This window comes from Salinarchaeum sp. Harcht-Bsk1 (assembly GCF_000403645.1).
In the GTDB taxonomy this organism is placed as follows: Archaea; Halobacteriota; Halobacteria; order Halobacteriales; family Salinarchaeaceae; genus Salinarchaeum.
Map to the genome: position 1 here is coordinate 2,926,868 of NC_021313.1, position 22,512 is coordinate 2,949,379.

Genomic DNA, 22,512 nt, shown 5'->3' on the forward strand with positions numbered 1-22,512 from the left:
GCGGGCTGGCCGCCGTCACGAGCACCCACAAACCACCCCCAGACGATCGCCACCGTGCCCCCAAACGCCTATTAGGAGTAGTCCCCAATATCGAGGTACACATCGTCACACGTCGTTTCGAACGCGGCGCTCGGGCGGGTCGGTCGTAGCTTCTGCCATCTGATTTGACAAGCGTTAAGGGGTTGCCGCTACGTAGCTATCTGTAGTATCTCGTGACAGCCGCTTCTCCCCCAGTAGTCAACACATGGTAGACGTCAGCCAGCACGAACTCGTCCCCGAGCACGAGGTCGTCGACGAGGATGTCCTCGACGACGTGCTCGAGGAGTACGACATCAAACGAACAGACCTGCCGAAAATCAAGCGGAGCGACCCGGCGCTACCGGCCGCCGCGGAGGTCGGCGACGTAATTCAGATCGTCCGGGATTCCCGAACCACGGACAGAGCGGTCACCTATCGACTGGTGGTAGACTAATGGATCGACAGGACCGACGCGCGATCTCCCGGGAGTACTTCTCCCAGGAACGACTGGCGGAGCATCACTTCCGCTCGTTCAACGACTTCCTCGACCGGGGCATGCAGCAGGTCGTTGACGAGAAGGAGACCATCGACACGGACATCGGCGACAAGGAGGGCGAGGAACCCGTCCACGTCGAACTGGGCGAGGTGCGGGTCGTCACGCCCCGCGTCCGCGAGGCCGACGGCAGCGAAGAGCTGCTCTACCCGCAGGAAGCGCGCCTCCGGAACATCACCTATTCCGCACCCGTCTTCATGGAGATGGCGATCGTGAAGGGCGACCCCGAGCAGGGTGAGGATCGGGTCGTCGACCAGACCGAGACCAAGATCGGCCGGATGCCGATCATGGTCGGCTCCAACAAGTGTAACATCGCCGGCTTCTCCGACGAGGAACTCATCGAGATTGGTGAGGACCCCGCAGACCCCGGCGGCTACTTCTGCGTCAACGGGTCCGAGCGCGTCCTGATGACCAGCGAGGACCTCGCACCGAACAAGATCCTCGCCGAGTACGACACCAAGTACGGTGACGAGATTCAGGTCGCCAAGACCTTCTCCCAGCGCCGTGGTTACCGCGCCCTCGTGCTCGTCGAGCGGAACCGCGAAGGACTGCTCGAGGTCTCCTTCCCCTCCGTCTCGGGGAGCATCGACTTCGTGACGCTCGTTCGCGCGCTCGGGCTCGAGTCCGACGAGGAGATCGTTCACCGCGTCTCCGACGACCCGGACATCGTGAAGTTCATGCTCGAAAATCTGGAGGCTGCGGACGTCCAGACCGAGGAGGGGGCCATCGAGACCCTCGGCGAGCGCGTCGCGAGCGGCCAGGGCAAGAACTACCAGCTCAAGCGGGCCAACTACGTCATCGACCGGTATCTCCTGCCGCATCTCCACGAGGAGGGCGTAGACGAGGAGGAGGTCCGGATCAACAAGGCGTTCTACCTCTGCCGGATGGCCGAGGCCTGTTTCGAACTCGCGCTCGATCGTCGCGAGTCCGACGACAAGGACCACTACGCAAACAAGCGTCTGAAGGTCAGCGGCGACCTGATGACCGACCTGTTCCGGACGGCGCTCAACAAGCTCGCACGCGACGTGAAGTACCAACTCGAGCGGGCCAACATGCGCAATCGGAATCTCTCGGTCTCGACGGTGGTGCGGTCTGACGTGCTGACCGAGCGCCTCGAGCACCCGCTCGCCACCGGGAACTGGGTGGGCGGCCGCTCCGGCGTCTCCCAGCTCGTCGACCGCACGGACCACATGGGCGTACTCTCCCACCTTCGACGGCTTCGATCGCCCCTCTCGCGATCCCAGCCGCACTTCGAAGCGCGAGACCTGCACGCCACGCAGTGGGGGCGCGTCTGCCCCTCCGAGACGCCGGAGGGACCGAACTGTGGCCTCGTGAAGAACTTCGCGCAGGCGATGGAGCTGTCACAGGACATCGAGGACGACCGGGAGCTGAAGCGAGAACTGGCCTCGATGGGGGTCGAGGGGATCCCCGGCATCGAGGGCGTCGATCGACGAGCGGAGGGCGACTGACGTGCGATTGGAGGGCAACTAACATGGCAAGTCAACAGCGCGAGGCGAAAGTCTACGTCAACGGGAGCCTGGTGGGGACGCATCCGGACCCAGACCGGCTCGCAGCACAGGTACGGGAGGCACGGCGTCGGGGCGAGGTCTCCGAGATGGTCAACGTCTCGGTCAAGGACCGGACGCAGGAGGTCATCATCAACGCGGACGCGGGCCGTGCCCGCCGCCCGCTGCTGGTCGTCGAGAACGGCGAGCCCCTGATCGACGAAGAGGAACTCCAGGCCGTCGAAGACGACGACATCGAGTTCGAGGACCTCGTCGAGGCCGGCTACGTCGAGTTCATCGACGCCGAGGAGGAAGAGGACATCTTCGTCGCCGTCGACGAGGAGGAACTCACCGAAGACCATACCCACCTCGAGATCGACCCGCAACTGATGTTCGGGATCGGGGCAGGGATGATTCCCTACCCCGAGCACAACGCCAGCCCGCGGATTACGATGGGTGCAGGGATGATCAAGCAATCCCTCGGACTGCCAGCGGCGAACTACCGGATCCGACCGGACACCCGCCAGCACCTCCTGCACTACCCGCAGCTCTCGATGGTCAAGACCCAGACCACCGAACAGATCGGGTACGACGATCGCCCGGCGGCCCAGAACTTCACGGTCGCCGTCATGTCCTACGAGGGGTTCAACATCGAGGACGCGCTCATCCTGAACCAGGGGTCGGTCGACCGCGCCCTCGCCCGCTCGCACTTCTTCCGTACCTACGAGGGCGAGGAACGGCGATACCCCGGCGGCCAGGAGGACCACTTCGAGATCCCCGACCAGGACGTTCGCGGCGCCCGCGGCGAGGAGGCCTACACGCACCTCGACGACGACGGCCTCGTGAACCCCGAGACCCAGGTCGGCGAGAACGACGTGCTCCTCGGGAAAACCTCGCCGCCGCGATTCCTCGAGGAGCCCGACGACATGGGCGGTCTCTCACCGCAGAAGCGGCGTGAGACCTCGGTGACGATGCGCTCCGGCGAGTCCGGGGTCGTCGACACGGTCACGCTGATGGAGGGCGAGGACGGCTCGAAGCTCTCGAAGGTCTCCGTGCGCGACGAGCGGATCCCCGAACTCGGGGACAAGTTCGCGTCGCGGCACGGCCAGAAGGGCGTCGTCGGCCACATCGCGCCCCAGGAGGACATGCCGTTCACCGAGGAGGGCGTCGTCCCCGACCTGATCGTCAACCCGCACGCGCTGCCCTCGCGGATGACGGTCGGGCACATCCTCGAGATGATCGGCGGGAAGGTCGGCGCGCTGGAGGGCCGGCGCGTCGACGGCACGCCGTTCCTCGGCGAGGACGAGGATGAACTCCGCGGCTCCCTGGAGGACCACGGCTTCAAGTCCTCCGGGAAGGAGGTCATGTACTCCGGCGTCACCGGGGAGAAGATCGACGCCGAGATCTTCGTCGGCTGTATTTTCTACCAGAAGCTCTACCACATGGTCTCCAACAAGATCCACGCCCGCTCGCGCGGGCCGGTGCAGGTCCTCACCCGCCAGCCCACCGAGGGGCGTGCGCGGGAAGGGGGTCTGCGGATCGGGGAGATGGAGCGCGACGTGTTCATCGGACACGGCGCGGCCATGACCCTGAAGGAGCGCCTGCTCGACGAGTCCGACCGCGAGTTCGTCCCGATCTGCGCCCAGTGTGGGATGGCCGCCGTCGAGAACGTCGAGCAACACCGCGTGTACTGTCCGAACTGCGACGAGGAGACCGACATTCACGACATCGAGATGAGCTACGCGTTCAAGCTCCTCCTCGACGAGATGAAGGCGCTCGGCATCGCGCCGCGCCTCGAACTGGAGGACGCAGTCTAACATGGTCCGAGAGACGACACCCAAGGCCATCGGCTCGCTCAGCTTCGGCCTGATGAACCCCGAGGAGTACCGGGAGATGAGCGCCACGAAGGTCATCACGGCCGACACCTACGACGACGACGGGTTCCCCATCGACATGGGGCTCATGGACCCGCGTCTCGGCGTGATCGACCCCGGACTGGAGTGCAAGACCTGCGGCAAGCGCTCCGGTTCCTGTAACGGCCACTTCGGCCACATCGAGCTCGCAGCGCCGGTCATCCACGTCGGCTTCACGAAGCTCATTCGGCGCCTCCTCCGCGGCACCTGCCGGGAGTGTTCCCGCCTGTGTCTCACAGAGGACGAGCAACAGGAGTTCCGCGACCAGATCGTTCGCGTCAAGGAACTCCAGAAGGACGTCGACGACGTCACGAAGGCCGCGATCCGGCAGGCTCGAAAGAAGGATCGCTGTCCGCACTGTGGCGAGATCCAGTACGACATCCAGCACGAGAAGCCGACCACGTACTACGAGGTCCAGGACGTGCTGGCCTCGGACTACTCCGAACGCATCGCGGTCGCGATGCAGCCCGAGAAGGACGACGACGGCGAGGTGGTCTCCGAGGGCGTGGCGCCGCCGGAACTCGCCGAGGAGACCGACATCCCGCTCGACCGGATCCAGTCGATCATGTCGGGCGAGCACCGCCCGCGCGAGGAGGACCGCAAGGCCCTCGAGAAGGCCCTCGACGCCGACCTCACCGAGGAGGACACGAACAAGCTGATGCCCTCGGACATTCGGGACTGGTTCGAAGCCATTCCGGACGAGGACATCGAGACCATCGGCATCTCCGCGGAGAAGTCCCGGCCGGAGTGGATGATTCTCACCGTCCTCCCGGTGCCGCCGGTCACCGCGCGACCGTCGATCACGCTGGACAATGGCCAGCGCTCCGAGGACGACCTCACCCACAAGCTGGTCGACATCATCCGGATCAACCAGCGGTTCATGGAGAACCGCGAGGCCGGTGCGCCCCAGCTGATCATCGAGGACCTCTGGGAGCTGCTCCAGTACCACGTCACGACGTTCATGGACAACGAGATCTCCGGAACGCCGCCGGCCCGACACCGTTCGGGCCGCCCACTGAAGACGCTCTCCCAGCGTCTCAAGGGCAAGGAGGGTCGCTTCCGTGGGTCCCTCTCCGGGAAGCGCGTCAACTTCTCGTCGCGTACCGTCATCTCGCCGGACCCGACCCTCTCGCTGAACGAGGTCGGGGTGCCGGATCGGGTCGCGACGGAGATGACCCAGACGATGAACGTCAACGAGCGGAACCTCCCGAAGGCCCGCCGCTACGTCTCCAACGGGCCCGAGGCACACCCCGGCGCGAACTACGTGCGCCGACCCGACGGCCGCCGCCTCAAGGTCACGGAGAAGAACTGCGAGGAGCTCGCCGAGAAGGTCGAGCCCGGCTGGGAGGTCAACCGCCACCTCGTCGACGGCGACATCGTGATCTTCAACCGGCAGCCGTCGCTGCACCGGATGTCGATCATGGCCCACGAGGTCGTGGTCATGCCGTACAAGACGTTCCGACTGAACACCGTCGTCTGCCCGCCGTACAACGCGGACTTCGACGGCGACGAGATGAACATGCACGCCCTTCAGAACGAGGAGGCGCGTGCGGAGGCCCGCGTCCTGATGCGCGTCCAGGAGCAGATCCTCTCCCCGCGCTTCGGTGAGAACATCATCGGCGCGATCCAGGACCACATCTCGGGGCTCTACCTCCTGACGAACCAGAACCCCGGCTTCAACGAGACGCAGGCGCTCGACCTCCTCCGACAGACGTCGATCGACGAGCTCCCCGAGGCAGACGGCGAGGACGAGGACGGCGAGCCGTACTGGTCGGGACACACGCTCTTCTCGGAGCTGCTCCCCGCTGGGCTGGACCTCGAGTTCACGTCCTCGGCCGGCGACACGGTCGTCGTCGAGGACGGCGAACTGCTCGAGGGAACGATCGACGAGGACGCCGCCGGCGCGTTCGGCGGCGAGGTCGTCGACACGATCGCCAAGGAGTACTCGAAGACGCGAGCCCGCCAGTTCGTCAACGAGGTCGCCGCGCTCGCGATGCGGACGATCATGCACTTCGGGTTCTCGATTGGGATCGACGACGAAACGATCTCGACCGAGGCCCAGGAACGCATCGACGAAACGATCACGGACGCATACGACCGAGTCGACGAGCTGATCGAGACCTACCGGGCGGGGGAGCTCGAATCGCTGCCAGGCCGGACGGTCGACGAGACGCTCGAGATGCGCATCATGCAGACGCTCGGCAAGGCACGCGACAACGCCGGTGACATCGCCGAGGAGAACTTCGACGACGAGAACCCGGCGGTCGTCATGGCCGAGTCCGGGGCTCGCGGATCGATGCTGAACCTCACCCAGATGGCCGGCTGCGTCGGCCAGCAGGCAGTTCGCGGCGAGCGCATCAACCGTGGGTACGAGGGACGCACCCTCAGCCACTACGACGCAGACGACCTCTCCGCCGACGCCCACGGCTTCGTGGAGCACTCCTACACCGACGGCCTCGAGCCACGGGAGTTCTTCTTCCACGCCATGGGTGGCCGAGAGGGGCTGGTCGACACCGCAGTCCGGACGTCGAAGTCCGGCTACCTGCAGCGGCGACTGATCAACGCGCTCTCCGAGCTCGAGACGCAGTACGACGGCACGGTGCGGGACACCTCCGACACCATCGTCCAGTTCGAGTTCGGCGAGGACGGCACCTCGCCCGTCGAGGTGTCCTCCTCCGAAGAGCACGACGTCGACGTCGAGGGCATCGCCGACGCGATCCTCGACGAAGAGTTCGGCGAGGGCGAGAAGCGCGAGTTCCTCGGGGAGGAGACTCCGGCGACGAATCTCTCCGAGCACGGCGAATCCTGGCGGGTGGAATCCGATGACTGAGATCACCAGCGCACACGAGGACATCGTGGAGGGATCGGAACTCCCGCTCCGTCTGAAGGAACGGGTGTACCAGGCGATCGAGGACCGGGACGTCGACTCCACCGAACAGGTCGAAGAGATCACGCAGGCCGTCGAAGCGGAGTACGTCGACTCCCGCGTCGATCCACTCGATCCCGTCGGCACCGTCTCGGCCCAGTCGATCGGCGAGCCGGGAACGCAGATGACGATGAACACGTTCCACTACGCGGGCGTCGCGGAGATCGACGTGACGCAGGGCCTCCCCCGGCTCATCGAGCTTGTGGACGCCCGGAAGGAGCCCGACACGCCGATGATGACAGTGTTCCTCGAGGAGGAGTACGCCACGAGCCGCGAGAAGGCCCACGAGGTCGTCTGGCAGATCGAGGCGACGAAGATCCTCGCGCTCGGTGACGTCTCCACGAACGTCGCGGACATGCAGGTCCTCGTCGACCTCAACGAGGAGACGCTCCTCGAGCGGTGGCCGACCGAGGACGACGCGACGGAGGTCGCCGCCGAGATCGCCGGAACGATCGAATCCTCTCTCGGCGTCGAGGCGATCCAGCAGGGGACATCGATCCAGTTCGGCCCCGAGGAGCCGTCTTACCGCGATCTCCTCCAGCTCGTGGAGGAGCTCCGCGAGATCACGTTCAAGGGAATCGAGGGGATCAACCGCGTCGTCGTCCGCAAGGAGGACACCGACACCGGCGAGGAGTTCGTGCTCTACACCGAGGGATCGGACTTCGGTACCGTCCTCGACATCGAGGGCGTGGACGCCTCCCGCTGCTCCACGAACGACATCCACGAGGTCTACCGTAACCTCGGCGTCGAGGCCGCCCGCGAGTCCATCATCAACGAGACGATGGAGACGCTCGAGGAGCAGGGGCTCGACGACGTGAACGTCCGGCACCTCATGCTCGTCTCCGACATCATGTGCAACAACGGCGAGATCGAGTCCATCGGCCGCCACGGCATCTCCGGCTCGAAGGACTCCGTCCTCGCCCGCGCGGCGTTCGAGGTCACGGTCAACCACCTGCTGTCCTCGGCGATCCACGGCGAGGTCGACGACCTCGACGGCGTCACGGAGAACGTAATCGTCGGCAAGCCGATCAAGCTCGGCACCGGCGACGTCGACCTCCGGATGGGATCGTTCGTCGCCGACGGCTCCGCGGACTGACGACGGCGGTTTACTTTCATCTTCATGCGCTCGACTATCGGCTCCGAATCCACCAGGAGGCCAGCGTAGCGAATGCCCACGCGAACGCTTACGGACGAGGCTCGCCGCACGCTCGCGTTGTTCGAAGACGTCACCGACGTCTCCGGCGTCGACTGCGTGATCGACGACGAGTTCGATCGCGCGATCATCCTCGTGCCGGCAACCGACATGGCCCAGGCGATCGGTCCCGGTGGCCAGAACGTTCGGGCGGTCGAGGAGGAGCTCGGCCGCGACGTCAAACTCGTCGAGGACGCGGACACGAAGACGGACTTCGTTGCGAACGCCCTGGCGCCGGCGGCAGTGCTCAACGTCACGATCAGCGAGAACGACGACATCGTCGCGTACGCAGAGGTCGCGGAGGCAGACGTCGGCGTCGCGATCGGGGAGGACGGCCGGAACATCGAGGCGGCGCGGACGATGGCACGACGGCACTTCGATCTCGCCGACGTGGAGTTGGCCTGATCTTCGCGGCTTCCGTGTCCCTGCACGCGTTCTGTCACGCCCTCACACACTCCCCAAACTGTTAGGATTGGCTCGTTCTCACGGTTCGCTATGACCAATCTCTTCCCTGAGCGCATCGAGACGGATCGGCTCGTCATGGAGCCGATGCACGAGGTCGACGTCCACCGGCTGTACGAGATCTGCGCCGAGGACGATGGCATCGAAGACGTCACTGAGTACATGCCGTGGGATCCACACGACACGCCCAAGGAGACCGCCGAGTTTCTGGAGCACCAGGCCGAGCAATGGGAGGAGTGTGACTCCGCCGGATACGTGATCCGGCCTGGGAAGGATGAGGACGGCGCTGGCGAGATCGCCGGATCGACTGCCCTCCACGTCGATTGGGACAAGCAACTCGGTACGATCGGACTCTGGCTCCGGAAGCCGTTCTGGGGCCGTGGGTACTCCGGCGAGCGCGCCGGTGGACTCCTCGCGGTTGCCTTCGACCACGTCGACCTCGAGATGGTCTCGGTCACGCACCAGGCGGGAAACGAGAAGTCTCGGCGTGCGATCGAGAAGTACGTCGACCGGTTCGGCGGACGGCACGAGGGATTGCTCCGGAACTTCGAGCCCGCGAACCTCGAGACGGGCGGTGCAGTCGACGCCCATCGGTACACGATCGCCGCGGAGGAGTTCGAGGCGAACCGCGGCGAGCCACCGACCGTGACGTTCGATCGCGAGACGTAGTCCGCCGACGGGCCCCGATCCCCGTGTCGAAGGTGGTAAGAGCCGTGCCTGAATAGGACGCTGCAATGAAAGAGGCCGCGGGCGACGCGGTGTCGGACGGTCCCGGCGAGGTCACGGTCGTCGGCACGGCCCACGTCTCTGAGGAGAGCGCCGAACGCGTTCGGGACGAGGTGGAGGAACACGACCCGGACGTCGTCGCGGTGGAACTCGACGAGGCGCGCTACCGCCAGATGATGCAGGACGAGGCGCCGGACGACCTCGAACCGGCGGACCTCCTCTCGGGCAACACCGTCTTCCAGTTCCTCGCGTACTGGATGCTCTCCTACGTGCAGAACCGGCTGGGCGATCGCTTCGACATCGAGCCCGGCGCGGACATGCGCGCCGGGATCGACGTCGCGGAGGAGCACGGCCTCGGCCTCGCACTCGTCGATCGAGACATCCAGGAGACCGTCCAGCGGTTCTGGGCGCGGCTGTCGATTCGCGAGAAGTTCGGCCTCGTCGGCGGGCTCGCGATCGGCGCCGCCGACGGGCCGATGATCGGCCTCTCGATGGGCGTCGCGTTCGGCGTCATATTCGGGCTTATCGGCGGCCTCGCGCTCGCGCCGGCGCTCGGACTCGGCGGTGCGTTCACGCTCGGCCTCGGGGGCACGCTCGCCGCTGGGATCGTCGGCGGCGTCGTCCTCGGCGGGCTGGTCGGTCTCGTCGTCGGTGTGGGTGTCGTCCCACCGTTCTCGCTCCCGGGGGTCGGCTATCTCGGGCCAATCGAGCGCTCGCTCGGTGGCCTGCTCGGCGGGGTCGCAATCGGTGGCGCCCTCGCGGGTACCGGTGCCTCGCTCCCGATCGTCGGCACGCCGGATTTCGTCCCGATCGGCGGAACCGTGCTCCGTGGACTCGTCGGCGCGCTCTCCGGCGGTGCGGTCAGTGGGATTCTCGGGATGGGACTCGGCGCCGTCTTCGGCCCGAGCGGCTCCGCCGAGGACCAGCTGGAGGAGTTCGACATCGAGTCGCTCACCGACGCCGACGTCGTGACGGCGATGATGGAGGAGTTCCGGCAGTTCTCTCCCGGTGGTGCCGAAGCGCTGATCGACGAACGCGACGCCTACATCGCCCACCAGCTCGTCGGCCTTCGCGGGCAGGGCTACGACGTCGTTGCGATCGTCGGTGCGGGTCACCGCGAGGGGATCGAGTCCTATCTCGCAGCGCCGGAGACGCTTCCGACGATGGAGTCGATCACTGGAACCGAGGATTCCGGGCGGTTCTCCTGGGGCAAGGCGTTTGGCTACCTCGTGCTCGTCGGGTTCGTCGCGTTCTTCGGGCTGCTGGCACTCGGCGGCGCGCAGAACGTCTTCCTGCTCAAGCTGTTCGGCGCCTGGTTCCTGTTCAACGGCACGTTCGCGTTCGTTTGCGCTCGCGTTGCAGGTGCTCGACTCGATTCCGCTGCCGTCGGGGGCGGCGTCGCCTGGTTGACGAGCATCAATCCGCTCCTCGCTCCCGGGTGGTTCGCAGGCTACGTCGAACTCCGCCACCGGCCGGTCAACGTCGCGGACATTGGACGACTCAACGAACTGCTCGACGACAACGAGCGCCCGCTGGGAGACGTGCTCGGCGACATGCTCGACGTCCCGCTGTTCCGGCTGATCGCCGTCGTCGCGATGACCAACGTCGGGAGCTTCCTCGCGTCCATTCTCTTCCCGTTCGTCGTCCTCCCCTTCTTCTTCGAGGGGGTGGGCGGCGTCGGTGAGGTTGGCGAACTCCTCCTGCAGGGCGTCGAGAACGGCCTCGACCTCCTGATCGACCTCGTACGATGAGTAGTAGATACGATCGCCGCCAGGACGCGACGATCCGGTTCTCACGTCGGGAGCTTCGAGACCTCGCGGCAGCCTGGCTCGCGCTCTCGATCGCATTCACGATCTTCATCGGCCGGCCCCCGGTACTCGCGGCGCATCCAACGTGGGCAGCCCGCCTGTTCGTCGTCTGCATCTTCTCCGTCGGCGTCGCGTTCATGCTCCACGAACTCGCGCACAAGGTGACCGCGATCAGGTTTGGACAGCTAGCGGAGTTCCGCGCCGACTACAGTATGCTCGGGGTTGCGATCGTCGGTGCGTTGGCGGGGTTCATCTTCGCCGCACCGGGTGCCGTCCACCACGTCGGTCGAATCACCGACCGCGAGAACGGTATCATCGCGCTCGCGGGGCCGGCTTCGAACGTCGCGCTGGTCGGCGCCTTCGCGCCGCTTCTGCTGTTCGACGGGATCGTCTACTCGGTCGGCGCGTTCGGCGTGTTCGTGAACGCGTTTCTTGGGGCGTTCAATCTCATCCCCTTCGGTCCGCTCGACGGCCGGACCGTCTACAGGTGGCATCCCGGCGTGTTCGCACTCGCCTTCGGGGGAAGCATCGCGCTCGTCGCCGGCGTGTTCCTCACGATCGGCTTCCCGATTTGATCGGCCGAGCGTGTTCCCGTCGCGGGGATGGCCGCCCTGGCCGGCAAGCCTACGACCCGTCGCGTCGAGAAACGCCCATGGCCACCTTGGACATCGATCCCAGGTTCGACGTCCACGAGTACCGTTCGTCGTTGAAGCTCCTTCGACAGGACGACGCGTCGATGACGCTCTCGAACCGCGAAGAACTGGCGTGTCCAGCCTGCGATCGACAGTTCGATCGGCTGTTCGTCAGCGAAGAGCCCGAGGTCACGTTCGCGAGTGCACCCTCCGGTCCGATCTGTATCGCCCGGACCGACGAACAGGTACTCGTACTCACGCACGAATCGCCCGCCTGACGGCGGTGATCCCGGTCGAACCGAGCAAAAGGCCTATAATTGATCCTCGGCTACGCTGGGATAGACATGGTAGTCACACCCCTGTTCGGGATTCCGATGGGTCCGGAGCTCGTGGTCATCCTGCTCATCGCGATCCTGCTGTTCGGCGCGAACAAGATTCCCAAACTCGCACGCTCGACCGGTCAGGCGATCGGTGAGTTCGAAAAAGGCAAGACGAAGGCGGAGCAGGAGCTCGAGGACATTCGCAACGGCGAAACGGACCTGACGGAGATCGACGCCGAGGGCGAGTCGACGACCGAGACGGAGTCCAGCGGGACGAGCACCGAGGAGAGCGGCTCGTCGGAATAACGCAGTCGACTTTCTTCGGGGCGCGTGGCCTAGTGGACAGGGCAAGGGGTTCCTAACTCCTGGATCGCGGGTTCGAATCCCGCCGCGCCCGTGAGCGCCATGGGCGCGAATTGGCACCAGGGATCGAAGTAGAACAGAAGCGCACAGCGTAGCGAGCATTTCTGGACGTGGTTCGAATCCCGCCGCGCCCGTGTGGCTTCGTTTCACGCAGCCAAACGGCCGCGTCGACCTTCGCAAAGTACTCCGTATTTTGCTCAGTCCCGCCGCGCCCGTGAGCGCCAGAAGCGCGAACTGGCCCGCTGGAATCGGGAGCGATAGGGAAATACAAGGTCCTGTTCAGGATGCACAAAATGCTCCGTACCGTTGCAGTGGTCGACTCACTCTGTGTTCCAGCGGTGAGACAGTAGCACCGGCACCCTTTCCGGGTGCTGCGTTCCAGAACGGATCGCCGTAGCCAAAGCAACGAAGTAACTCGGGTACGAGTGGCTGGTAGAGGCTGACACGCAGCCATTTTGGCCATCATAAAGGCGGTTCGGTCACAGAGTTCGTAATATAATATTATTATACATCAAACTACAATAAACTGGCCGCTCGTTCGCGAGACGAGCCGAAAATTCACCAACAGTGGCCGGGTTTGTACCGGCTTACCGCGATGGTCGTAGCTCGGTGTAGAATTATCAATTAATTACTATTAACAAAAGCTTTTTTGCTTGGCCAGCAGAACCCTGTGAGCAATGGCTATTGACGAGGCTGATAGTGCCGAATCCGGACAGATCGGGGAGTCCGACGATTCGGAATCCACGAGCGAGACAGGCGCTGGTGATGCTTCGCCGGATCCCGTCGCCGTCGGTCGGTACACGTGGGCTGATTTCCTGGACGATCACGGCCTCGAAGACCAGGTAAGCGACCTCTACCCCCGCGGCCGTCCACAGGCCGGCGCGGCGGCCGACGTGGGACTCTCCAGCGGCGACGACGTGCAGCGCCGAACGCCATCCGGTTCCGACTGGGATGACGTTTCCTTCGACCCGGCCGACTACCTCGGATTTCACCCCGACGACCTCGAGCAGCGCATCACCGAGGAGGCCGGTGCCAGTGCGAAGTGGCTCGACGCCGAGTTCGAGGAGTTCGCAGATCCCGATTCCACCCCGGTCGTCAAGGACGTCTGGATGTGGGAGCACTTCAAGCGGCTCTACTACTACGATACCGACGGCTCCCGCCCCCGTGATTCCGACGGCGAGGTCGAGCCGTTCGACTCGACGGACTATCTCTCATTCGACGCCGAGGAGACCGAGGGCGTGCTCGCCCAGGCTGGCTCTATCGCCCGCGAACTCGACGAGGTGGTCGAGCGACGGACGGTCGACGTCGAGGACGACGTCGACGAGGACGAGTTCTTCTCCGACGAACACGGCAATACGACCGTCACCAATCGGTACGACCTCGAGAAGGCCGTTCCGATGGAGAAGAAGACCCACTTCGTCGAGGAGGATCGGTACTGGGTCAACAAGCCCTACGCCTTCGTCATCCTCTTTCACTCCCGGAAGGAAAACGAGAAGAAGTACTACGCCGTCGAGCCCAACCTCAACGAGATCGAAGAGGACCTGCGCGAGTTCCTGATCGGAAAGCTTCGAACCGCGATCAAGTACGCCGATGAGGACGTCGCCGCTGGTGCCGACAGCACCGAGGCCGAACGCCGAGCCGTCATCGAACGCGAGACCAAGCGACTGCTCGATCGGTACGATCTCTTCGATGGCTCCGTCGAGACCGCAACCGGCTCTGGCTCGGACGGGGGCTCCGGGGGCTTCCTCGACGAGATCAAGGCGATGTTCGGCGACGACGATGGGAGCTCCCCGGAAGCGGACGAGGACGAGTCGGTCCCCGACCAGCTCGCCGGCATCGAAGCGCGACCAGAGCCAGCAGTGCTCGCCGACGACGCCGAGACGCTCACCGAGTACCAGATCCAGAAGCTCCTCTACCTGCTCAAGCGGGACTTCATCGGGTACGAGCGGATCGACCCCATCAAGCACGACATCAACGTCGAGGACATCTCGTGTGACGGGTACAACTCACCTGTCTTCGTCTACCACACGGACTACGAGCAGATCATCTCGAACATCTACCACGGACAGGCCGAACTCGACGACTTCGTCGTCAAACTCGCGCAGCGATCCGGGAAGGGCATCTCGAAGCGACGCCCACAGGTCGACGCCACGCTCCCGGACGGTTCACGTGCCCAGCTTACGCTCGGCCGCGAAGTCTCCGACCACGGGACGAACTACACCATCCGACAGTTCAAGGACGTCCCGTTCACGCCGATCGACCTGATCAACTGGAACACGTTCTCCCTGGAGGAGATGGCGTTCCTCTGGCTCTGTATCGAGAACCACAAGAGCCTGATCTTCGCCGGCGGTACGGCGTCCGGGAAGACGACGAGCCTGAACGCGGTCTCGCTGTTCATCCCGTCGAACACGAAGATCGTCTCCATCGAGGACACCCGCGAGGTCGAACTGCCCCAGCGTAACTGGATCGCGAGCGTCACCCGACCGTCGTTCTCCGACGACGCCCAGGGCGACGTCGACGAGTTCGACCTGCTGGAGGCCGCACTGCGTCAGCGACCGGACTACATCGTCATGGGTGAGATTCGTGGTGAGGAGGGACGAACGCTCTTCCAGGTCATGTCCACCGGGCACACGACCTACACGACCTTCCACGCCGACTCCGTCGGCGAGGTCCTCAAGCGGTTCACCACGGAGCCGATCAACGTCTCGAAGACGATGTTCACCGCGCTGGACCTCGTCTCGATTCAGACTCAAACGCGCGTGCACGGGCACAAGGTTCGTCGGAACAAGACGCTCACCGAAGTCAATCACTACGACGCAGAGAACGACGAGATCAACGTTCAGGACGTCTACCAGTGGCAGGCGGAGACCGACGAGTTCCTCAAACTCGGCGACTCGAACACCCTCGAGGAGATCAAGTTCGACCGTGGGTGGAACGACGAACGCCTCCAGCAGGAACTGTTCAAACGGGAGATCATCCTCGCGTACCTCATCAAGAACGGTCTCAACCAGTACCGCGAGGTTGCCGCGACGATCCAGGCGTTCATCAACGATCCTGACACGATCCTGACGCTGATCGCGAACGGGCAACTCGAAGACAGCCTCGAGGACCTCCGCGAGATGGAGAGCGTCCTGATCGACGTCGATCCAGCGAAAGAAGAACTGGTGCCCCGTCCGGACCCCGACGACGAGGGGTACAATCTCGCGATGAGCATCGTCGAGGAAGCCGACGAATCGCTCTTCGACGAGTACCGTGGCAAGTCCGTCGAAGGCCTCGAGAGCGCCCTCGAAGGCGTCTCCGAGCCCGAACCCGGCGTCGAGACCGACGTCGACGAGGAGGAGATCAGCTTCGAGGGCGAAGTCGCAGACGGCTTCGAGAGTGAGTTTAGCTTCGGGGGCGACTCCGCACCGTTCGACGGTGACGACGAGGCGGAAGCAGGTGCCGATGCCGCGGAGCCCGAAGCAGCCGCCGCGGCTGGCGACGACGCCGGGGACTCCAGCGATCCCTTCTCCGGTGGGCCCGACTGGCTGGGTGGCGACGGCGAGGAAACGACGGAGGACATCTGGGCCGACGCGAGGGAAGCGCTCGAAGGTGGGGACTCGCCGGACGACGAGCAATCGGGCGAATCCGACGCCGCCGACGCGACACCCGCGGCCGACTCCGACCCCGAACTCGAGGACCAGGACGGTGAGACGGTCGGCCCCTCGGCGCTAGCGGATAGCTCCGAAGCGGCGGACGGTGCGACCGACGCTGGCGACGGCGCCGAGCCAGCAGCGTTGCCCGACGACGAAGCTTCGAAGCCGGAGTCCGGGGACGACGACGAAGCTCCGCAGCCTCCTGAGTTAGATGCCGGGGAGGCCGTCGAACCCGGCGACGAAGACGAAACGGACGCAGTCTCGGGCGATCGACCAGACGTCGAACACGACGACGAGACCACAATGGAAGCCGTCGATGGCGACGGTGACGACGCGGACTCGGATTCGGAGCCGGCTGCCGAGGCCGACGCGACTCCCGACGAGGATTCGGATTCGTCGAAGCCAAGCGATGCGGCTGCTACAGCAGCTGCCGAAACGACAGCAACGTCTTCAGAATCGAACGCGGCCGAGTCGACCGAGTCCGAGACTCCGGCCGAATCGAATCGTTCCCAGTCCCCGGACGAGTCGAATCGGTCCGATTCGCCGGCGACGTCGACCCAACCGAGTGAAGCCTCGAGTGCCGTCTCGTCGTCGGTGGACGACAGTGACGCACCCGGTGACGACGCCGAGGCCGATAACACCGAAACGTCCACTCGGGCCAGCAGCGACGCTTCCGAATCGCAAGCCAAGGCAGAACGTGAACCAGATACTGAAACAGATGCCACGGACTCGGCGGGTGACGCCGCGTCCCAGGCGTCCGACGAGTCCGAAGCCGACGACCCCGACGGCGACACTGACGCCGATGCGTTCGAGACTGGCGGCGAGTCGGACGACGAACCGGCAGTTGCAGGCGTCGACGAGGAACCCGACGATCCGTTCGATCGGGTCCTCGACGATTCGGACTCGGAACCCGACGAGGAAGCCGACGCTCCCGGTCCGTTCGGCAGTGCTGCAGAGGACGACACCGGACCCTTCTCCGATGACGACGGCGACGATCCGTTCGGAGGTGGATCGGGCGGACCGTTCGCGGACCCTCCGGACGACGAGTCCGAAGCCGACGACGCCGACGGGAGCGATACCGACGGCGAATCGTCCGATGGTGGCCCGTTCGGCAGTGATCCCTCCAGTGATCAGGGGCCGTTCGGTAGTGCCGAAGACGACGCCGACGAAGACGAGGACGAATGAGCCTGGATACCCTCGGTGAATCAGGACAGGGGACGACGGTTTCGGGAGCCGACTCGCTAGGTGACGCGTTCTATCCCCTCTACGAGTGGCTGTTCTCGGAGGACAGCGAGTTCGTGTCCGACCTGGAGACGAAACTCGCGCAGGCTCGTATGCCCGACACCGTGGAGCTCTACCTCTCCAGGGCGCTGGCTATCGGTGCGATCACGGGCGTCTCGCTGTGGATCGTCGGAACGGTCCTGGGATACGTGCTCTTCGCGACGGGCGTGATCGATCTGGGCTCTGCCGTGATCGTCCAGAACGTCTCGCCTGGCGTCGCGGACGTCTTGAAGATGCTGCGGGTTCCGTTGCTCGTACTCGTCACCGGTCTGATGTTCGGATCGGTCGGATTCGCGATGGGCTTCGGGGTGCTCGTGGCCGTTCCCTACTCGCGTGCGTCGACTCGGAAACGGGAGATCAACATGCTCCTGCCCGACGCCGTTTCGTTCATGTACGCCCTGTCGGTTGGAGGCCTGAACCAGCTCGAGATCCTCCAGGCGATGGCGGAAGCCGACGACACCTACGGGGAAGTCTCCCGCGAGTTCAAGTCCATCGTCCAGGAGACGCAGTACTTCGACACAGACTACCGGACTGCAATACGGAACCAGGCGCTGACGACGCCGAGCGACGAACTCGCCCAGTTCCTGACCGACATGCTCTCGATCGTCTCCAGCGGTGGGAACATGGAGGCGTTCCTCGACGACAAGAAGGACAAGCACATGCGCACCGCCAAGCAGCAACAGGAGATGACCCTCGAGACCCTGGAGCTGTTCGGCGAGATGTACATGACGCTCTCGCTGTTCCCACTGTTGTTGATCATCATTCTCGTCATCATGATGATGATCGGCGAGGCCCAGGCGATGATGATCTACGCGACCGTCTACGCGCTCGTTCCGATGACGGGACTTGGCTTCCTCGTCCTCGTTTCGACGGTCAAGCAGGACGAGGTCGGTGACGGGTACCTGATGCCAAGCGGCGGGAGCGATCGGTTGCGGGTCCAGCAGCAAAGCGGCTTGCTCAACCTCGGGATCGTCGAGAGCTTTACCGGAGAGTACAGCGTCTTCGATCGCATCAAGAACCGCGAGGGGAGCTACGAGGCGACGCAGATCATCAAGCGGCCCCACGTGTTCTTCAGGGACAATCCGCTGTACACGCTGGCGATCACCGTGCCGCTCGCGCTCGTGATCGTCGGGGTCGCCGTCGGGACCGGATCGGCACCGACGGCCTGGAAGGGCGCCGGTGGCATGATCGAATCACCGATCTGGGGGACCTTCCTGTACATCTACCTCCCGGCGTACATCGTTCTGGTCCCGCTCACCATCTTCTACGAGTGGAACACCCGTTCCCGGTACGGCGTGACGAACAACCTCTCGGACAACCTCCGGAAGCTCTCGAGCGCGAACGACACTGGGCTGACGCTGCTGGAGTCGTTCTACACGGTCGCAGACACGACTTCCGGGAAACTCGCGACCGAGTTCAGGACCATGCACGCGAAGGTCAACTACGGAATGAGCCTCCGGGAGGCGCTCGTCGAGTTCAACAACAAGTACCACATTCCTCGGCTGTCCCGGACGGTCAAGCTCATCAGCAAGGCCCAGGAAGCCTCGAGCCAGATCACCGACGTCCTTCGGACTGCCGCGACGGCGAGTGAGAATCAGGACGACATCGACCGGGAGCGGAAGTCACGGACGCGCATGCAGGTCGTCATCATCATGATGACCTTCCTGACGTTGCTCGCCGTGATGGCGATTCTCCAGACCCAGTTCCTGGAGACGATGGCCGAACTGACCTCGGGATCGGAGGAGGAGTCCGCCTCCACCGCCGGTGCTGGATTCAACCTCGGGGCGGTCAACCCCAACGAACTCTCGCTGTTGTTCTTCCACGCCGTCACGATGCAGGCGATCCTCTCGGGGTTCATCAGCGGCTACATGCGCGACGCCGACATCCTCAGCGGCGTGAAGTACGTGGTCGTCCTGTTGACGATCGCACTCGGCGTCTGGATGTTCGTCGGATAATATGAACCAGGATCTCACCTCTCGCGGCGGACGGGATCGCGGCCAGACGGCCCAGGACTTCGCCGTCGGTATCGGCCTGTTCCTGCTCGCCGTCGCCTTCGTCTTCGCGTTCGTCCCGCAGGTCGTCTCGCCGTACGACGTCGGTGTCGGCGCAAGCGAGTCGGCACAGGCCGACCGCGCCGCATCGCTGATCGTCGGGAACCTCTCCGTCGAGGATCGTCCGAACGAGTTGCACGCGTCCCGGACGACGACCTATTTCAACGGAGCAGACGTCGACGCACTCCGAAATCGTACGGGCTTGCCGTTCACGGCGCGAATCAACGTCACCGTCCGTAACGTCGCGAGCGACGATCTGGTCTGGTCGGGTGGCGCGATGCACCGTGAAGGTCGTGCGACGGCTGCTGCAACCCGTATCGTGCGGACGAACGAGCCGGGGACGTGCGATCCAGCCTGTCGAATGACCGTGCGGGTGTGGTAACGATGGCAGGATCTGGGGACCGTGGGCAGGCCTACACGCTCGAATCGCTGATCGCTGCGCTCCTGCTCGTGACTGCGGTGCTGTTCGCCCTGCAGTCGGTCGTCATTACGCCGACGAGTGCCGGGGCGCTCGACCGCGACGTCCAGGGGCAACTCGAACAGGAGGCCAACGACGTGCTCGTCACGGCGGCCAACGAAGGCGAACTCTCCCGACTGGCCCGGTACTGGGACTGCTCGACCGGCACGATGGCGTCGGATATGCAATCGGGGGCCTGGGTACCTAACCAGGGCTACGCGAACGACGTCGCGCCAGTCGAGGATCTCGGCGAGAGCCTGAATCGAACGTTCGGTGAAGGGACGCGGTACAATCTGCTGCTGGTCTACGACACCGGCAGTGGTCAGAACGTCACGCGCGTGATCTATCAGGGGACTCCGGGTGACGAGGTGGTGAGTACCTCGTACACGATCACGCTCACCGAGTCACAGCAGATCACTGCCGCCAACGCGGCTGGACAGTCGGTCGCTGGCTGTGGAGATCCGGTCATCGAGCGACACCCGGGATCGACGGGAGCGACCTGGAACGTCGTGGAGGTGCGATTGGTGCTATGGTAACGCGAGATCGCGGTCAGTTGATCCTCGTTGGTGCCGTAGCGATTGCACTTGTGCTCCTGGGTCTCGTGCTCGTGGTCAATACTGCGTTGTTCACCCAGGTAGTCGGCTCGGAGGGGACCGTCGAGACGGCGAAAGACGGGGCCATTTCCGGGCAGGAGGTGGGTGAAGCCATTGCTTCTTCCGCACGGTCACTGAATGACGACTACGGACAGACTGCGAGTTCCAAGAACAACACTCTTGACACAAATACCATCCCGAATCTGGAACCTATCCTGCAGAATCGTAGTATGGAATCTGGTGGTGCGTTCGTTTCGGTGAATTACGATTCCATTAACGAAAGTGGAACGTTCGTGTCTCAAAATCAGTCGAGTGGCTTCACCTCAGTCGCTGGCAATCCGACCTGGCAACCGATTCCACTTGGGCAAGAAGGTGATATCGGCGGGTTCCTGATGACGATCGACTATGCCGCCAGTGGAACTGGCGACCCATTCACCGTATACGTCGATTCGGTCGGTGGGCCAAATCGCTCGCTCACGATCACCCCGGAGTCCGGCTCAGAGGTTGCTATTTCGACGAGTACCGGAACGACGTGCTCTGACGTGCCGGTGACGTCGAATACAGTCCGGATAGACGTCACGCACGGGGTCGTTTTCGAGGACCATAGCTGTCAGTTCGACCTCTTCGCGGGTACGAATCCGGGATACGTGATGACGTTCACCGGCGGCGACGAGGTCGCCGGCACGTATCAATTTGTAACTGACTCGGACTTGACTTCGTACCCGGCCTACGGTGCAGCCGGAAGTCAGCCGACGCCAACCGAGGCCGTCTGGTCCTTCGAGTACTCTTTCACCTACGACACCCCCGGAGCGACCGTCGAGAGCGAATCCAGGGTGATCGACGTCTATGACTGACGACCGTGCGGTCTCCATCACCGTCACCCACGTCATGACGATCGGGATCACCACGATCCTCATCGCCGGATTACTCCTCGGCGCTGGAAACATGCTCGAGGACCAGCGACGGTCGACCGGCAATCAGGAGCTTCGATCCATCGGCGACCGCCACGCCACCGAAATCGTCACCGCGACGACGAGCGGCCTGGAGTCGAACGGTAACGTGACGATTCACTCGCGCCAGCCGAGCAGCTCCGTCGGCGGATCCTACCGCGTCGAGCTCACCGACAGGTCGTCGTGTTTCGAGGAGTCGGGCTACGATGGCTGTCTCTTCCTGAACGCGTCGGGCCGTGACATCGGCGTTCAGGTGCCGATAGGCGTTCCCTCGGGAGTCACCGTACAGGACGGCAGTGCGCAGGGCGGTCGTGTGGTGATCCAGTACTGGACCAACGATACGGTAACGATTCGGGGTGAGGACGCGTGACCGATCGTGCAGTCAGCGAGGTCATCGCATTCGTCCTGATCTTCTCGATCGTGATCACCTCCGTCGGGTTGCTGTACACGGCAGGATTCGGTAGCATCACGCAGATTCAGGAATCGGAAACCGACCGGAGCGCCGAGCGTGCGTTCGGCGCGATGGCGGTCGCACTCGACGACATCCAGGCTGGCAGGGGCTCACAGCGTGCCATCGATCTCGAACTCTCGGGACGAACCTTATCGGTCAACGATTCGGCGTCACTCACCGCCAGGATCGACGGCGGCTCGCCGACGACGGTCGACGGAGCACTCGTCTACGGTCGTGGAACGGGAACGGAGATCGTCTATCAATCCGGCGCAGTCATCCGGAGCGATGGACCTGATTCGCAGCTCGTGAGCCGGCCCCCGAGATTCAGCTGTCGTGACGAGCACGCTGTCGTTTCCCTGGTGTCGATCGATGGTCCGTCCCGGTCCGTTTCGACGGACGGTTCGCTATCGCTGGTGGCCTCCGGCCCACGAGAGGACGAATCGACGATTGCCGAAGCCCGACATGATTCACCAGTCGGCTCTCCACCGTACAACGTCACGATCGACTTCGGTGGGAGCGGGTACGAAACCGCGTGGCGATCGTACTTCGAGGATGAGGACGGGTGGTCGGTGTCGGGCACGACCGCGGAGTGCACCGACGTCGATACTGCCTACGTTCGCGTCGTCCCTCTCGAACTCACGTATCGAGGGATCTAGCGGCTGATCGGACGGAAAAT

At 64.1% G+C, this 22,512-nt stretch carries 18 protein-coding genes and 1 tRNA gene; all 19 read left to right on the plus strand.

The window, feature by feature from the left end; all coding sequences use genetic code 11:
* The first annotated feature begins 244 nt into the window (after window positions 1-244).
* Complete coding sequence (locus L593_RS13530) at window positions 245-472, plus strand: DNA-directed RNA polymerase subunit H (protein ID WP_020447538.1); 228 nt, start codon at window positions 245-247, stop codon at window positions 470-472.
* The gene (locus L593_RS13535) at window positions 472-2,040 is read left to right on the plus strand and encodes a DNA-directed RNA polymerase subunit B'' (protein ID WP_020447539.1); all 1,569 of its coding nucleotides are present in this window, start codon (window positions 472-474) and stop codon (window positions 2,038-2,040) included. The genes L593_RS13530 and L593_RS13535 overlap by 1 nt, the downstream gene beginning before the upstream one ends.
* 23 nt (window positions 2,041-2,063) lie before the next feature.
* The gene (gene rpoB, locus L593_RS13540) at window positions 2,064-3,893 is read left to right on the plus strand and encodes a DNA-directed RNA polymerase subunit B (protein ID WP_020447540.1); all 1,830 of its coding nucleotides are present in this window, start codon (window positions 2,064-2,066) and stop codon (window positions 3,891-3,893) included.
* A 1-nt stretch (window position 3,894) separates the two neighbouring features.
* Window positions 3,895-6,819, plus strand: coding sequence for a DNA-directed RNA polymerase subunit A' (locus L593_RS13545; protein WP_020447541.1), 2,925 nt, complete (start codon window positions 3,895-3,897; stop codon window positions 6,817-6,819).
* Entirely contained in the window at window positions 6,812-8,011 is a 1,200-nt protein-coding gene (rpoA2, locus tag L593_RS13550; RefSeq protein ID WP_020447542.1) for a DNA-directed RNA polymerase subunit A'', read from the plus strand. Before L593_RS13545 ends, rpoA2 begins: the two co-directional genes overlap by 8 nt.
* A 72-nt stretch (window positions 8,012-8,083) precedes the next feature.
* Window positions 8,084-8,512, plus strand: a complete 429-nt coding sequence (locus L593_RS13555; protein WP_020447543.1) for a NusA-like transcription termination signal-binding factor — start codon at window positions 8,084-8,086, stop codon at window positions 8,510-8,512.
* A gap of 90 nt (window positions 8,513-8,602) precedes the next feature.
* On the plus strand, window positions 8,603-9,238 hold the full coding sequence (locus L593_RS13560) for a GNAT family N-acetyltransferase (protein WP_020447544.1): 636 nt from the start codon (window positions 8,603-8,605) through the stop codon (window positions 9,236-9,238).
* 65 nt (window positions 9,239-9,303) lie between these two features.
* Complete coding sequence (locus L593_RS13565) at window positions 9,304-11,046, plus strand: TraB/GumN family protein (RefSeq protein WP_020447545.1); 1,743 nt, start codon at window positions 9,304-9,306, stop codon at window positions 11,044-11,046.
* Window positions 11,043-11,678 (plus strand): metalloprotease, encoded by a 636-nt coding sequence (locus L593_RS13570; RefSeq protein ID WP_020447546.1) that lies wholly within the window; start codon window positions 11,043-11,045, stop codon window positions 11,676-11,678. Before L593_RS13565 ends, L593_RS13570 begins: the two co-directional genes overlap by 4 nt.
* 77 nt (window positions 11,679-11,755) lie before the next feature.
* The gene (locus tag L593_RS13575) at window positions 11,756-12,013 is read left to right on the plus strand and encodes a hypothetical protein (protein ID WP_020447547.1); all 258 of its coding nucleotides are present in this window, start codon (window positions 11,756-11,758) and stop codon (window positions 12,011-12,013) included.
* Window positions 12,014-12,079: 66 nt separating this feature from the next.
* Window positions 12,080-12,361 carry a twin-arginine translocase TatA/TatE family subunit gene (locus L593_RS13580; RefSeq protein ID WP_020447548.1) on the plus strand — a complete coding sequence of 94 codons (282 nt, stop codon included), beginning with the start codon at window positions 12,080-12,082 and terminating at the stop codon, window positions 12,359-12,361.
* Window positions 12,362-12,379: 18 nt separating this feature from the next.
* Window positions 12,380-12,452: transfer RNA gene (locus L593_RS13585), tRNA-Arg, on the plus strand.
* Window positions 12,453-13,095: 643 nt separating this feature from the next.
* Window positions 13,096-17,238, plus strand: coding sequence for an ATPase, T2SS/T4P/T4SS family (locus L593_RS16535; protein WP_020447549.1), 4,143 nt, complete (start codon window positions 13,096-13,098; stop codon window positions 17,236-17,238).
* Window positions 17,235-19,289, plus strand: a complete 2,055-nt coding sequence (locus L593_RS13595; RefSeq protein WP_020447550.1) for a type II secretion system F family protein — start codon at window positions 17,235-17,237, stop codon at window positions 19,287-19,289. The genes L593_RS16535 and L593_RS13595 overlap by 4 nt, the downstream gene beginning before the upstream one ends.
* Window position 19,290: 1 nt before the next feature.
* Window positions 19,291-19,767 (plus strand): hypothetical protein, encoded by a 477-nt coding sequence (locus tag L593_RS13600; protein ID WP_020447551.1) that lies wholly within the window; start codon window positions 19,291-19,293, stop codon window positions 19,765-19,767.
* 2 nt (window positions 19,768-19,769) lie between these two features.
* Window positions 19,770-20,378: a hypothetical protein gene (locus tag L593_RS13605; RefSeq protein ID WP_020447552.1), complete on the plus strand. Its 609-nt coding sequence runs from the start codon at window positions 19,770-19,772 to the stop codon at window positions 20,376-20,378.
* Window positions 20,372-21,289 (plus strand): hypothetical protein, encoded by a 918-nt coding sequence (locus L593_RS13610; protein WP_020447553.1) that lies wholly within the window; start codon window positions 20,372-20,374, stop codon window positions 21,287-21,289. The genes L593_RS13605 and L593_RS13610 overlap by 7 nt, the downstream gene beginning before the upstream one ends.
* Window positions 21,282-21,755 (plus strand): hypothetical protein, encoded by a 474-nt coding sequence (locus tag L593_RS13615; protein ID WP_020447554.1) that lies wholly within the window; start codon window positions 21,282-21,284, stop codon window positions 21,753-21,755. Before L593_RS13610 ends, L593_RS13615 begins: the two co-directional genes overlap by 8 nt.
* Window positions 21,752-22,492: a hypothetical protein gene (locus L593_RS13620; protein WP_020447555.1), complete on the plus strand. Its 741-nt coding sequence runs from the start codon at window positions 21,752-21,754 to the stop codon at window positions 22,490-22,492. The genes L593_RS13615 and L593_RS13620 overlap by 4 nt, the downstream gene beginning before the upstream one ends.
* Window positions 22,493-22,512: the final 20 nt, after the last annotated feature.